This is a genomic window from Paenibacillus sp. GQ49 (assembly GCF_059759055.1).
Genome location: NZ_JCAXEL010000017.1, coordinates 50,965 through 65,083, shown reverse-complemented (window position 1 = coordinate 65,083; position 14,119 = coordinate 50,965). Strand labels below are relative to the sequence as shown.

The window sequence follows — 14,119 nt, the reverse complement described above, 5'->3', positions numbered from 1 at the left end:
CGAGTGTCCTAGGTGTATTGTAGTCACAAAATCAGTGAGGTTTCAACGCTTATCACGCTGTTCTTGGTTGGTCCTTGCGCAGAAATACAGCACACACACCAAGCAGTGGCAAAAACGAACATAACTTGATAACAAACGCAATGCTGGTCACGTCAATTAAGGAACCTAACACAACCGAGCCAAGCCCAGCCATGCCAAACGACAGGCCAAAAAATAAACCGGATACCGTTCCAATATGACGAGGAAGCAATTCCTGTGCATAAACAATGATAACGCTGAAGCCGGACATCAGGATGAGTCCAATCATTCCGCATAATACCATGGACAAGACGGGTCCTGCATAAGGTAGCAACAGGGAAAACGGTGCAGTGCCTGCAATGGAGAACCAGATCATCGGTTTGCGTCCGTAGCGGTCAGCGAGTGGGCCGCCGAGCAAGGTTCCGACCATACCTGCAAATTGCAAAATAAACAGGCAGATCTGTGCCTGGGAGAGAGGCAAGTCATATACATCGGCGTAATAGAAGGCGTAATACCCGGTCATACCAGCAATATATACGAATTTGGAGAACAACAGCAGGATGAGAATTCCCATTGTAAAAGCGATGAATCCCCTGCTCACAGGCCGAGCTACTGGCTCTGCGCCGCTTGATTTTAGAGGGCGTTGCTGACGAATGCGAGTCTCGGCAAGCTTGTCTCTGTACCAACGACTGACAAAAGACTGAATGAAGATACCGATCAGGGCAAAGCCCATCAGCCATAGAAAACTACGCTGCCCATGTGGAAGCAGGATGAAGGCGACCAGTAATGGAGCAATAGCCTGTCCTGTGTTGCCTCCCACCTGGAATATTGACTGCGCCATTCCGCGTCCTCGTCCGGCTGCCATATGGGCCACACGTGAGGATTCGGGATGGAGGATGGATGAGCCTATGCCAATCAATGCTGCCGAAACAAGCAGCATCCATAACTCGGAAGACAAGGCTAAGCCGAGAACACCGATCAGAGAGAATAACATACCACCGGGAAGCAGGATCGGCATGGGCTTGCGGTCTGACATATAACCGACCAGTGGCTGAAGGACGGATGCGGTAATATTCAGGGTGAAGGCAATCCAGCCCATCTGGGCGAAACTGAGCTGCATGGTCTGCTGGAATAAAGGGAAAGCAGATGGAACAACTGTCTGCATCGCATCATTCAGCAGATGGGCGAAGCTGACTCCGGCAAGTGCCCAATTGGCGGAGGAGTTGATTTGCATTTTGCTTAAAGTGGCCTGAGCCATGGGAGATCACCTCGAATTATTTTTTTCTATGATAAAAGATGGGGGCAGATCATGTCTTTGTGAAAAGTGCTTGGAAAGTGAGCACGATTTGCTATAATGTCAGCAGGTGAGCAAACGATGGAATTAAACATGACACTAAATGGGTTGGAATTATGGAAAGCTACCGGAGGGTTTGCGAATGAACCTCATGTGCATGATGACTGGTATCAGCTAACGCTGCCGGTCAGAGGCCAATGTCATCTGGTACAGGAACGGCATGCATACCCGCTAAAAGCAGGCATAGGGATTATTGCTCATCCCCAGACTGAGCATTATTTTGAGATAGGGTCGGATTCGGCTGTCATTGTGATCAAGTTCCGTAAACCGCCATTAGGCAGTTTCGAAGGTGCGGAGTTAATTGGGGGACGAGCTGAGTTTCGACCTACCCAGACATTTGATCCTGCTGAGATCAGCAGTCTGTTTCGAGGCTGGAATTCCATTTTGTTAGATGATGTGCCCGAAATGCTGCAAGTGCAGGAAACAGAACTGGCGGTTGAGACGTATCTAAGACGTATGTTGACGGGGCAGGAAAATGGAAAAAGGACTGTAAATCCCGGTACATTCATTGATCCTCATCTCCAACGAGTGCTGGATTACATTCACAGTGCCTACACAGGCCCAATGGATATTGATTCGATGGCGATGGTCGCGCATCAGAGCCGGTATCATTTTATGCGTTCTTTCAAGGCTCTTACGGGAACAACACCGTATCAATATTTGCTGAATTTGCGTGTAGAAGAAGCGTCCAGGAGGCTTCGCCATACAACGGATTCAGTAACCACAATCAGTTATGAACTGGGATTTTCCAGCGTCAGTCAGTTTTACAGAGCCTTTCAGCGAGTGTATGTTATGACACCGATGGAATATCGGAATCACATTTAGGTTTTAACGGGCAGTCTCGCATATGCGAGACTGTATTTTGAATGTTATAACATGACACTGATTTTTGTAGTTGCCAAACGATGGAGACTTTGCTAAGATGGGAAAAAGTTTATGTAAGCGTATACATTTAAGTTAAAATTACAACGTTGTAATTATGGTTAGGGCAAGTATTGAAAAGAAAGAAATACGGTGTGAGGAGGACTAATCCAAGCTAATATCTTGTTATTATGCAGAATAATATAGGTTGTTACAAATGTGAATGAGATGAATAACAAATACGTCAGTGAAATGACAATTCTTTTTTATTCAAAAATTCAAACGTTGTAATTATGTAGCGAAGGGGAGTGTTTCACGTTGAAAAAACGCATGTCCACGCTGTTCAGCCTGATCAGACGGGATAAGTATTTGCTACTGATGTTTTCGCCTATCTTTCTGTATTACCTCATCTTCATGTACCTTCCGATGCCTGGCGTGCTGTTGGCATTTCGTAATTTCTTGCCGGGGCAGGGCATGCTCAGCGGGGAGTGGGTGGGACTGCGCTGGTTCGAACAGTTTGTGAATTCCATTTACTTCTGGCGACTGCTACGTAACACATTTTTGCTCGCCTTCCTGCCGCTCCTGTTTGGGTTCTCCATTCCGATTTTATTCGCTGTCTGCATCGTGGAGATCAAGAACCGGACATTCAAGCGATTTGCCCAGACCGTTACGTACCTTCCTCACTTCATCTCCACTGTTGTTGTAGCTGGCATGATTATTAACTTCCTGTCACCAACAGACGGTATTGTGAACACCCTCATCGCGAGTCTTGGCATGGAAAAAGTGAACTTCATGATGGATGCGAGCTGGTTCCGTACCATCTTCACGAGTTCCGACATCTGGCAAAGTTTTGGCTTCAGCTCCATCATCTACATTGCAGCCATTATGGGGATCGACCCCGAGATGTATGATTCCGGCAAAATTGATGGCGTCAACAAATTCCAGGAGCTATGGCACCTGACCCTACCCAGTATCAAACCAACCATCGTCATTCTTCTGCTTCTGTCGCTTGGCGGCATTATGAGTGTAGGTTTCGAGAAAGTATATCTGCTCTACAACGGAGCCACCTACGAAACAGCTGATGTCCTGTCCACCTATGTATACCGGATGGGGATTGAGGGCCAGAATTACGGCTTCGCCACAGCGGTCGGCCTGTTCAACTCCATCATCACCTTTATCCTTGTTTTTGCTGCTAATTCCATGACCCGCCGCCTGACCAAGATGTCACTCTGGTAAGACTATAACCCGGACCAAAGGAGACCTGTATGCAAAAATCGAAAAGTGACCGTTTGTTCTACGGATGTGTCTACCTGCTTACCATACTGGCGGTTGTTGTCACGTTGTATCCCTTTCTGTACGTCATTAGTATTTCATTCAGCTCGGTGGATGCCATCGACAAACAAAAAGTTGTATTGTGGCCCGTTGGATTTACCCTGTCAGGTTACCAAATGGTACTGCAATACAAGGAGTTATGGGTTTCGTTCTACAACACCCTCTGGTACACCGTGGTAGGCACACTGTTGAACATCGTGGCAACATGTCTTGCGGCGTTTCCATTATCCAGACAACAGTTTTTCTTACGTCGCAAGCTGAATTTCTTCATCGCCTTCACCATGTATTTCTCGGGTGGACTCATTCCGGTCTACATGCTGATTACCTCGCTTGGGCTGTACAACACTCGCTGGGTTATGGTGCTACCTGTGCTGGTGATTACGTTTAACGTCATGATCTGCCGCTCAGCTTTCGAAGGCATTCCGAATGAAATTTTCGAAAGTGCCAGTATAGACGGGGCCAACGAGATGACGATGCTGTATCGTCTGGCGGTTCCGATCATTAAGCCAACACTGGCTGTGCTCACGCTGTACTATGCGGTATTCCACTGGAACAACTTTTTCACGGCCCTATTATATCTGGGCAAACAGGATATGCAGCCCTTACAGATGTTCCTGCGAAGAGTGCTGATCATGGCTTCGCCGGAAGTGATGCAGAAGATGGGCGGTACGATGACATCTGGTGCGCTGGCGGTCTCCTCCCTTCAGGTTCGTTATGTATCCATTGTGGTCAGCATTCTGCCTATTGTTACGATCTACCCGTTTATCCAACGGTACTTCGTTAAGGGAATTACCCTCGGAGCCGTGAAAGGATAGCTTTACTTACTTAAGTGTCATGTCATTCAAGGGAGTTCAGAATGGTTCATACCAAGGAGGAATGATGGATGAGATTTAAAGGGGCAGGAAGAAAAAGTGTAATCGCAGCGATACTGGCAATCAGCCTGGCGGGATGTAGCGGTGGAACAGGGGCGGGAACCGATGCGGGGAGCACCCCGTCCAGTTCGGAGCCAGCCTTCAATTATTCCGGAGCAGGGCCGGTAACGGATCAAAAGGATGCCAAGTTGTCTATTCTCGGCACCAACGCTTGGACGACCAATGTGGACTTGTCCACCGCAGCCATCGTGAAGAAAATTGAGAGCAACGCCGGTGTGACGGTGGATTGGGATCTGATTCCGCCACAGAATTATGCGGATGCCGTAAATCCGAGGCTGGCTGCTGGTACCGGTTTGCCCGATATCGTGTACCTGCCGGATCAGGATCAACTGATGAAGTACATTAATAGTGGCCTGTTTATCCCGATTGACGAGCTGGTAGAGAAATACGGCGTGAATCTCAAAAAAATATATGAAAAGTCCCCTTCGGTTAAAGCCAGTTTAACGACGCCAGATGGTAAAATGTATTATATTCCGCAGCAGACGTTAACCCGCAACTACATGCCGGTATTTATGGTCAATGTGCGCTGGCTTGATAAGCTGGGATTAAGCGAGCCGACCACGCTGGATGAATTTACGGCGATGCTGCGCAAGTTCAAGACAGATGACCCGAACGGCAACGGAAAAGCCGATGAGATTCCGCTGTCCATGGAAGCAAAATTTGTGTCAATGGCCTTTGGCCCGGCATTTGGACTTGATCTGTCCAACCAGTTCTATGCAGACGATCAGGGCAAGGTACATTTCAGTTATTATGAGCCTGCCTACAAGGAGTACTTGACCTATCTGAACAGACTGTACAAGGAAGGGCTGCTTGGGGTGGATTATGCGAGTACCACGAGTGATCAGGTCACATCGCGCATCTCTCAGGATGTGACGGGAGCAACGTTTAATTTTAGCTGGTATATGTCGATGGTCTACAGTCCGTTGTTCAAGGATTACAATCCGGAAGAGCCAATCATCAAAGGCATTTTACCACTGAAAGGACCGCATGGGGATCAGTTCTATGTAGGACGTACACCAGTGAGTGGCATCTTTGGCATTACACGTGATAGTAAAAATCCGGAACTTGCTTTCCGCTTCCTGGACTATGCCGTAAGTGAGGAAGCACAGACGTATTATACGTGGGGCATCAAGGATGACACGTATACGGAAGAGAATGGCGTGAAGACATTCACGGACAAAGGCAAGGACAATGAATACATTCAGAAGCTTGGCATTGGTCCGGTGAATCTGCCGAACATCCAATCCACCGATTCTGCCGATTCCGTCGTAGCCCCTTGGCATGCAAAAATGGATAAGGAACTGGAGCCGTATGTGCGCGAACCGTTCCCGTTTGTCTATGCCCTGCCGGATGAAGCGAGCGTGGAAAGCATGGCGATGCCTGACATCACCACATATGTGGAAGAGATGAACTTTAAGTTTATTAGCGGGGACGCCAGTCTGGACCAGTTTGACAGTTATATTGAGACGTTGAAGAAGATGAATATAGAGCAGGTTATTGCGGGCAGACAGGCACAATATGATCGTTATAAATCTGCACAGAAATAAGAAATAGGGCTTCAGGCGTATGAGAGGTGTTGATTGATTTTGATAACCATTAAAGACATTGCCAAACTGGCGGGGGTGAGCTATAGCACGGTATCGAAGGCGCTGAATGATGATCCCGCGATCAAACCGGCAACAAAGCAGAAGGTGCTTGCGGTCGCGGAGAAACATCAATATCGGAAAAACATGCTGGCCCGGCAGCTCTCCACCGGCAGAAGCAACATCATCGGTTTTGTACTGGATGAGCTGAGCAATCCGTTATTCTCGAACATCTCCGGCCGCCTGCACACCGAGCTGAAGAAGCGGGGATATCAGATGATCCTGGTTGTGGCGGATGATGGCGTGGATGTCTTCAGCCAGCTGCGCGTGGACGGATGTATTCTGTGGGATTATGCACTGGACAATCGGGAGATGTTCTGGAAAAAGTTCGCCACACTCAACATGCCATGTTTTGTGTTGGGTACAGATGAAGCGCCGAACTCTCCTTACATCAAGATTGATCGCAAAGAAGGGCTGTTCAAAGCAGTGGAGCATCTGAAATCGCTGGGCCACAGCCGAATCGGATTCATCGGCAACTCCCAGCACGTCAAGCTGGAGGGATACCGGGAAGCGTTGCAGCGTACGGGTCTGGCTTTTAACGAAGACCATGTGCTGCCAGCGTATTCCTCCTGGGAAGACGGGTATTTTGCCATACGTAATCATGCGTTTGGGGCGGATTCGCCGACAGCTTTTATTGGACTGAACAACCTGGTCACCCGAGGGGCACTCCGGGCTTTGCTTGAGGCAGGTTACAGTGTTCCATACGATATCTCGTTAATCGGGTATGATGATCTGCCGGATATGCAATATGCCGAAGTGGCCTTGACGACAATTGGCCCGCCTCTGGATGAACTAGCCGTGCAGGCAGCAGAGCTGATTGTATCGTTAATCCGTGATGAACAGGTCGACGTTCCGGTAGTTATTCAGCCTAAGCTGAACCTTCGCAATTCAACAGCAGTTAGTCATACATGTATTAGGTGAGTACAACATTTAAGGAGGAATTGCTTATGCAGGTACAGACACAGTTATCCTGGTCTAAGCGAATTGCAGCAACGATCATCCAGCAATGTGACGGGGACGGTTATCATGCGTTCCCTTCGGGACGATGGGCATACGTGGAAGGCATGACCTTGATGGCGATGGCACGAACCGGGCAGTATTATGGCAAACAAGAGTATGTTGATTTTATGAAAAAACATATGGACCTGTATATCCAGCCGGACGGCTCTATTGGCACCTATACTTTGGAAGAATATAATCTGGATCAGATTAATCAAGGGAAAAACCTGCTTGCCTTACTGGATGGTGCTGAAGATCAGCGTTACGCAGAAGCGGCGCATCTCCTGGCAGCACAGCTCGCAGGGCAACCCCGCACGTCGGAGGGCGGCTTCTGGCACAAAAAAATCTATCCATTCCAGATGTGGCTGGACGGCCTGTATATGTCCTCTCCCTTTCTATCCGAGTATGCGAAGACATTTCATCGTCCCGAGTTATGGGATGAAGTTGCACATCAGATTCTGCTGATCGAACGCCAGACCCGTGATCCGCGGACCGGGCTGCTCTATCATGGCTGGGATGAATCGAAGGAACAGGTCTGGGCAGATTCATCGACAGGGTGCTCGCCACACTTCTGGAGCCGGGCGATGGGCTGGTATGCCATGGCGATTGTAGACAGCGTGGAGCATTTCCCCGTGAATCATCCAAAGCGCGGCACCATCATCGGCATCTTCGAACGGATGTGTCATGCTTTGGTACGCGTGCAGGAGCAGGAGAGCGGGTTATGGTTCCAAGTGCTGGATCAGGGCTTCCGCAAAGGCAACTATTTGGAAGCATCCGGGTCAAGCATGTTTGTATATGCACTTGCGAAGGGTGTACGGTTGCGTTATCTGGAGCCGCATTTCAGAGCTGCAGCGGAGAAAGGATGGCAGGGACTCTCGTCCAGATTGGTGGAGGAAACGGCTGACGGCGTTCGGTTAAACGGGATCTGTCATGGCGCAGGACTAAGCCTAGATCGGGATGGCTCGTACAGCTACTATGTAAGCGAAGCGGTTGTAAGCGATTCCTTTATGGGGGTGGCTCCGCTTCTGCTGGCAGCGCTGGAAATGGAGCGATTGCCATGACGCAGCAGAGATTGCCAAATACAGCATTGGAATCATCGGCTCCCTGTCTGACGGTTGCTTCAGACGGGACAGGCGATTATGTGACGATTCAGGCTGCAGTTGATGCACTGCCGGAGAATGGCATCGGAACCGTTCCAATTCGAGTGAAGGCTGGTGTGTATCATGAGAAGTTGCATATGGAGAAGCCGGGCATCCACCTGATTGGTGAGGGGGCGGAGCAGACGATCATTACGTATGATGATCATGCACTCAAGAAGTTCCCGGACGGGTCGCCATATCATACGTTTCATTCCTATACGGCTTTCATTGGTGCTGATGATTTCACGGCAGAGGGAATTTCCTTCGTAAATGCTGCCGGGCCGGGCAAGCAGGTTGGTCAGGCGCTGGCCGTTTATGTGGATGGAGACCGGGCGGTCTTTCGCCGCTGTCGTTTGATCGGTCACCAGGATACGATCTTCACCGGCCCGCTGCCGGAGCAGCCCATGGATCGCAGTTATTTTGGCGGGCCACGCGATGGTGCCGAGCGGCGCAAACTGCGGCAGTATTTCGAGGACTGTTACATCGAAGGTGATATCGATTTTATTTTTGGTTCGGCTACGGTGGTGTTTAAGGGCTGCGAGATCTTTACGAAGAATCGCCTGACTGAAGCGGAGGCTGCAGATGGACAAGTGAACGGTTGGATTACCGCAGCCTCTACGCCGGAGGATGTGCGTTACGGCTATGTGTTTCTGGACTGTGATCTGACCAGCAATGCTCCGCCGCAGTCGGTGTATCTGGGCAGACCGTGGCGTCATCATGCCAAAGTCTGTTTTCTGAACTGCTGGATCGGCGCTCATGTGAAGCGGGAGGGATGGCACAACTGGAACAAGACAGATGCAGAGCAGACCGTTCAGTATGCGGAATATAACAGCGCCGGGCCTGGTGCCGGAAGTGCTGCTGATCGTGTGCCTTGGGCCAAAATACTGACCGAACAGGAAGCGGCCGAGTACACTGTACCTCTGATTCTGTCCAGCGTGGATGGATGGCAGCCTTTGGAAAGGAGAGGGGAGCAGCGGCAGTAAGATACGCCCTCTTTTCTGCGCAATATCTAACAAAGGTTTTCTTTCAAGTCTCCTAAGGAGTTGAAAGAAAACCTTTTTTGTGCGCTATATTACATTTTTCGCCCCCAATAGAACTATTTTATCCCTTATCTCTTTTGCATTTTACTGATTAAATACAGGGTGAGGATCTGTAAATTCCCTGTAAAATTTGGATGGTGCCTGCAAAAAAAGAACACGAGAGGGAAGGTCCATTTTGGTAAGGGAAGGGAGTGAAGTGACACGCAACATCAGATGGCTGAATGAGGTTGGCTCTAATCGATCACAGATCAGATGCAGGTGGACTATTAAAGCTTTTGTTTGCAAGGTGAAGGTATCCTTAGGAGGGATTTTGCTTGAATCAAGCTGTTCGATTCCGCCCGGTCATTACATTTGCTTTGGCATTTCTTCTTCTTATTTCGTGGTTTGCACCGAGAGCCGATGCCGCCGCCCAGTGGCAGGCAGGCACCGCATACAAGAAAGGAGACCTCGTAACATATCAAAATAAAGATTATGAGTGTATTCAGGCCCACACGGCGTTGACCGGATGGGAGCCCTCTGTTGTGCCCGCGTTGTGGAAATACGTCGGGGAAGGTTCGGGAGGGGAAACGCCAACGCCAGATACGGCACCACCTTCTGTTCCTGTGGGTCTGACTTCATCCTTCATCACGGACAACTCCGTGAGTCTTTCCTGGAATGCATCCACGGATAATGTGGGCGTAGCGGGATATGAGGTGTACCGGAACGGTGTTCTTGTGACAAGTACTTCAACTACAACAGCTGTAGTCACTGGACTGACAGCCAGCACGACTTATGCTTTTACTGTAAAAGCCAAAGATGCCGCAGGCAATATATCCGCTGCGAGCACCTCCCTCAGTGTGACAACTTCCAATGGATCATCCAATCCGGGGCCAACCGGCGGCAAATGGCTGATTGGCTACTGGCATAACTTCGATAATGGTTCAACGAATATCAGACTTCGTAACGTATCAACAGCCTATGACGTCATTAATGTCTCCTTTGCCGAACCGATTTCACATGGCAGCGGAACGCTTGCTTTTACTCCATACAATGCGACGGTAGCCGAATTCAAATCCGATATTGCCTATCTGCAAAGCCAGGGGAAAAAAGTACTTCTTTCCATGGGGGGAGCCAACGGTACCATTGAGCTCACCGATGCGACCAAGAGACAGCAATTCGAAGATTCGTTAAAATCAATCATTTCCACGTATGGTTTCAATGGTCTAGATATCGATCTGGAAGGAAGTTCCCTGTCTCTGAATGCAGGGGATACCGATTTCCGTAGTCCAACTACACCGAAAATTGTTAACCTCATCCAAGGCGTGAAAGCGGTTAAGTCACACTTCGGCGCCAATTTCATCCTGACGGCTGCGCCGGAGACGGCCTATGTACAGGGTGGATATCTGAGCTACGGGGGCCCTTGGGGAGCATACTTGCCAGTCATCCATGCCTTGCGTAATGATCTGACCCTGCTTCATGTACAGCACTATAACACGGGCTCCATGGTGGGGCTGGATGGGCGCTCTTACGCCCAAGGAACGGCTGATTTCCATGTGGCCATGGCGGAGATGTTGCTTCAAGGCTTTCATGTAGGTGGCAGCACAGGCCCTTTCTTTAGTCCCTTGCGACCGGACCAGATTGCAATCGGTGTACCGGCTTCCCAACAGGCTGCGGGAGGTGGTTATACAACGCCAGCCGATTTGCAAAAGGCATTGAATTATTTGATCAAAGGTGTGTCATACGGTGGTTCCTATACTTTGCTCCAGCCTGCGGGCTATGCGGGGATAAAAGGGATGATGACCTGGTCCATCAACTGGGATGCATACACAAACAACCAGTTCTCAAATGCACATCGTTCATTCCTGAATGGTTTTAGCACGCAAACGACAAAGGAGGTTGTGTATTAGATGATATATTTAAATAAACACACTGCTTTCAAGAAAACCGCAAAGTTTCTCCTGGGTCTATCCCTGCTCTTATCCGTCATTATTCCTTCTTTTGCACTCCAACCCGCTACGGCAGCAGCAGCAGATTCTTATAAAATTGTTGGTTACTACCCGTCCTGGGCTGCGTATGGGAGAAACTATAATGTAACGGATATCGACCCAACCAAAGTCACGCATATCAACTATGCTTTTGCCGATATTTGCTGGAACGGCGTTCATGGAAACCCGGACCCTTCGGGCCCTAATCCGGTGACCTGGACGTGTCAGAATGAGAAGAGCCAGACAATCAATGTACCGAATGGCACGATCGTGCTTGGCGATCCATGGATTGATACAGGCAAGACATTTGCAGGGGATACGTGGGATCAGCCCATTGCAGGCAATATCAATCAGCTTAACAAGCTGAAACAGATCAATCCTAGTCTGAAGACAATCATCTCCGTGGGAGGATGGACATGGTCCAACCGCTTCTCCGATGTAGCTGCGACTGCTGCAACGCGAGAGGTATTTGCAAACTCTGCCGTCGATTTCCTGCGGAAATACAATTTTGACGGGGTAGATCTGGACTGGGAGTACCCGGTATCAGGGGGGCTTGATGGTAACAGCAAACGTCCTGAGGATAAGCAGAATTACACACTGCTTCTGAGCAAAATCCGTGAGAAACTGGATGCTGCCGGAGCTGTGGACGGCAAGAAGTATCTGCTTACGATTGCAAGCGGTGCATCGACGACCTATGCTGCGAATACTGAGCTTGCCAATATAGCTGCCATCGTCGACTGGATTAATATTATGACATACGATTTTAACGGGGCCTGGCAAAAAGTCAGCGCGCATAACGCGCCGTTGAACTATGACCCTGCGGCTTCGGCTGCTGGGGTGCCAGATGCCAATACATTTAATGTGGCTGCCGGAGCACAAGGACATTTGAATGCAGGCGTACCAGCCGCTAAACTTGTGCTTGGTGTTCCGTTCTATGGCCGTGGCTGGGATGGATGCGCACAGGCGAGTAATGGCCAGTATCAGACCTGCGCGGGAGGTTCTTCCGTTGGAACATGGGAAGCAGGCTCCTTTGATTTTTATGATCTGGAGACCAACTACATTAACAAAAACGGGTACACGCGTTACTGGAATGACATTGCCAAGGTGCCATATCTCTATAATGCGACCAACAAGCGATTTATTAGCTATGACGATGCGGAGTCAATTGGATATAAAACCACTTATATCAAAAGCAAAGGACTCGGCGGAGCGATGTTCTGGGAGCTTAGCGGTGACCGGAACAAAACACTCCAAAATAAACTGAAAGCCGACCTGCCTACCGGAGGCACAGTACCTCCAGCAGATACGACGGCACCAAGCGTACCCGGTAATGCCCGTTCGACAGGTGTGACGGCCAACTCAGTGACGCTCGCGTGGAATGCTTCAACGGATAATGTAGGGGTTACCGGTTATAACGTCTATCATGGCAATAATCTTGCAACATCCGTCACCGGAACAACAGCAACGATCAGTGGACTTACTGCAGGCACTTCCTATACTTTCACGATCAAAGCAAAAGATGCGGCAGGCAATCTGTCTGCAGCCAGTAATGTTGTAACCGTGAGCACTACGACTCAGCCGGGAGGTGATACGCAAGCGCCAACTGCACCAACCAACCTGGTATCAACGGCGCAAACAACATCCAGCATAACGCTGAGCTGGGCGGCATCCACGGATAACGTGGGTGTAACGGGTTATGATGTGTACAATGGAGCGGCTCTGGCGACATCCGTGACCGGAACGACAGCAACCATCAGCGGGCTTGCTGCGGATACCTCATATACATTTACGGTAAAAGCAAAGGATGCGGCGGGTAATGGTTCTACTGCGAGCAATGCGGTGACCGTGAAAACAACAGCAGGAACGACAAATCCGGGCGTTTCCGCCTGGCAGGCGAATACAGCCTATACTGTAGGACAGCTGGTCACGTATAGCGGCAAGACGTATAAATGTTTGCAATCCCACACTTCCTTGCCTGGATGGGAACCATCCAATGTCCCTGCATTGTGGCAGGTTCAATAGTTGGGGATTTTCGTTACAACACAAACAACGACTTGGTGAGTGAGTTACCGAAAAGTTTTTAGAAATTATTTTGCATTAATAAAAGATAATGTTATAATTTTCCATATATGAAAGGAATGAGAACCATGTAGTCACAAATAATTGTGATCCTCGGGCAAGGTTTCCACCTCCTTGATTCGGAGAATGCTAGATTATGTGACGAGATCCATTTTCCAAGATCAGAAGAGGGTACGAAGGCTTGGGCTGAAAATCAATCTGCTTATAGTTCTAATGGTGATAACGTCTTTATGGCAATAGAAACGCTTGACGGGACACTCGTTGGGAGCATTTCCACAAATAGCTGCAATCTTCGATGTGGAAATTTCAAATATGGAGTATCGATATTCCGTGAGCATTGGCGCAATGGTTATGCATCTGATGCGATAAAAATTTTACTGCGATATTACTTTGAGGAATTAGGATATGTAAAGGTCAATGCTCATATATATGCATTTAATGACGGTTCTACAGCATTACATGAGCATTTAGGCTTCGTTCAAGAGGGAAGAATCAGAAATATGATCTTTACTAAGGGACGACACTATGACGAATATGTATATGGCCTGACTAATAAAGAATTCGATGAAATTTATACGTAAGGAAGATATCGGACTCCTTGGTGAAGTCATTGTGATCCAACGACAGGGTTGACAAAAAGGATCGTAGCAGAGATGCTGACGATCCTTTTTGTGTTATATTTTCGTCTTCCTGATTTTCCACTCATCCACAGTATTTGCATCGATCCCGCACAATCTGGCAATAAGCAGGCCGAGGAC

At 48.9% G+C, this 14,119-nt stretch carries 11 protein-coding genes; 10 read left to right on the top strand and 1 reads right to left on the bottom strand.

Annotated features, from left to right (window positions below; translation table 11 throughout):
* Positions 1-52: 52 nt before the first annotated feature.
* A complete protein-coding gene (locus tag AC6CIF_RS23960; protein ID WP_498201775.1) occupies positions 53-1,276 on the bottom strand; it encodes an MFS transporter in 1,224 nt (407 codons plus the stop codon).
* Positions 1,277-1,393: 117 nt separating this feature from the next.
* On the opposite strand from AC6CIF_RS23960, the gene AC6CIF_RS23955 reads away from it, so the two are divergent.
* From AC6CIF_RS23955 to AC6CIF_RS23910, 10 genes are all read left to right on the top strand, one after another.
* Complete coding sequence (locus AC6CIF_RS23955; protein ID WP_498201774.1) at positions 1,394-2,197, top strand: helix-turn-helix domain-containing protein; 804 nt, start codon at positions 1,394-1,396, stop codon at positions 2,195-2,197.
* A 366-nt stretch (positions 2,198-2,563) separates the two neighbouring features.
* Positions 2,564-3,469 (top strand): ABC transporter permease, encoded by a 906-nt coding sequence (locus tag AC6CIF_RS23950; RefSeq protein WP_047841090.1) that lies wholly within the window; start codon positions 2,564-2,566, stop codon positions 3,467-3,469.
* Between the two features lie 29 nt (positions 3,470-3,498).
* Positions 3,499-4,380 carry a carbohydrate ABC transporter permease gene (locus AC6CIF_RS23945; protein WP_076213874.1) on the top strand — a complete coding sequence of 294 codons (882 nt, stop codon included), beginning with the start codon at positions 3,499-3,501 and terminating at the stop codon, positions 4,378-4,380.
* A gap of 68 nt (positions 4,381-4,448) precedes the next feature.
* Positions 4,449-6,044, top strand: a complete 1,596-nt coding sequence (locus tag AC6CIF_RS23940) for an extracellular solute-binding protein (RefSeq protein ID WP_498201773.1) — start codon at positions 4,449-4,451, stop codon at positions 6,042-6,044.
* 39 nt (positions 6,045-6,083) lie between these two features.
* Positions 6,084-7,061, top strand: coding sequence for a LacI family DNA-binding transcriptional regulator (locus tag AC6CIF_RS23935; protein WP_498201772.1), 978 nt, complete (start codon positions 6,084-6,086; stop codon positions 7,059-7,061).
* 26 nt (positions 7,062-7,087) lie between these two features.
* Positions 7,088-8,200, top strand: a complete 1,113-nt coding sequence (locus tag AC6CIF_RS23930) for a glycoside hydrolase family 88/105 protein (RefSeq protein ID WP_498201771.1) — start codon at positions 7,088-7,090, stop codon at positions 8,198-8,200.
* Positions 8,197-9,261, top strand: coding sequence for a pectinesterase family protein (locus AC6CIF_RS23925; protein WP_498201770.1), 1,065 nt, complete (start codon positions 8,197-8,199; stop codon positions 9,259-9,261). The genes AC6CIF_RS23930 and AC6CIF_RS23925 overlap by 4 nt, the downstream gene beginning before the upstream one ends.
* 371 nt (positions 9,262-9,632) lie before the next feature.
* Positions 9,633-11,204 (top strand): chitinase, encoded by a 1,572-nt coding sequence (locus tag AC6CIF_RS23920; protein WP_498201769.1) that lies wholly within the window; start codon positions 9,633-9,635, stop codon positions 11,202-11,204.
* Positions 11,205-13,304 carry a glycosyl hydrolase family 18 protein gene (locus tag AC6CIF_RS23915; protein ID WP_498201768.1) on the top strand — a complete coding sequence of 700 codons (2,100 nt, stop codon included), beginning with the start codon at positions 11,205-11,207 and terminating at the stop codon, positions 13,302-13,304.
* A 143-nt stretch (positions 13,305-13,447) separates the two neighbouring features.
* Positions 13,448-13,942 (top strand): GNAT family N-acetyltransferase, encoded by a 495-nt coding sequence (locus AC6CIF_RS23910; protein WP_498201767.1) that lies wholly within the window; start codon positions 13,448-13,450, stop codon positions 13,940-13,942.
* Positions 13,943-14,119 lie beyond the last annotated feature (177 nt).

Excerpts from the sequence above, each read along its gene's own strand:
- AC6CIF_RS23925 (WP_498201770.1), top strand. The coding sequence starts at position 8,197 with ATGACGCAGCAGAGATTGCCAAATACAGCATTGGAATCATCGGCTCCC.
- AC6CIF_RS23915 (WP_498201768.1), top strand. The coding sequence starts at position 11,205 with ATGATATATTTAAATAAACACACTGCTTTCAAGAAAACCGCAAAGTTT.
- AC6CIF_RS23955 (WP_498201774.1), top strand. The coding sequence starts at position 1,394 with ATGGAATTAAACATGACACTAAATGGGTTGGAATTATGGAAAGCTACC.
- AC6CIF_RS23960 (WP_498201775.1), bottom strand. The coding sequence starts at position 1,276 with ATGGCTCAGGCCACTTTAAGCAAAATGCAAATCAACTCCTCCGCCAAT.
- AC6CIF_RS23950 (WP_047841090.1), top strand. The coding sequence starts at position 2,564 with ATGTCCACGCTGTTCAGCCTGATCAGACGGGATAAGTATTTGCTACTG.
- AC6CIF_RS23940 (WP_498201773.1), top strand. The coding sequence starts at position 4,449 with ATGAGATTTAAAGGGGCAGGAAGAAAAAGTGTAATCGCAGCGATACTG.
- AC6CIF_RS23930 (WP_498201771.1), top strand. The coding sequence starts at position 7,088 with ATGCAGGTACAGACACAGTTATCCTGGTCTAAGCGAATTGCAGCAACG.
- AC6CIF_RS23945 (WP_076213874.1), top strand. The coding sequence starts at position 3,499 with ATGCAAAAATCGAAAAGTGACCGTTTGTTCTACGGATGTGTCTACCTG.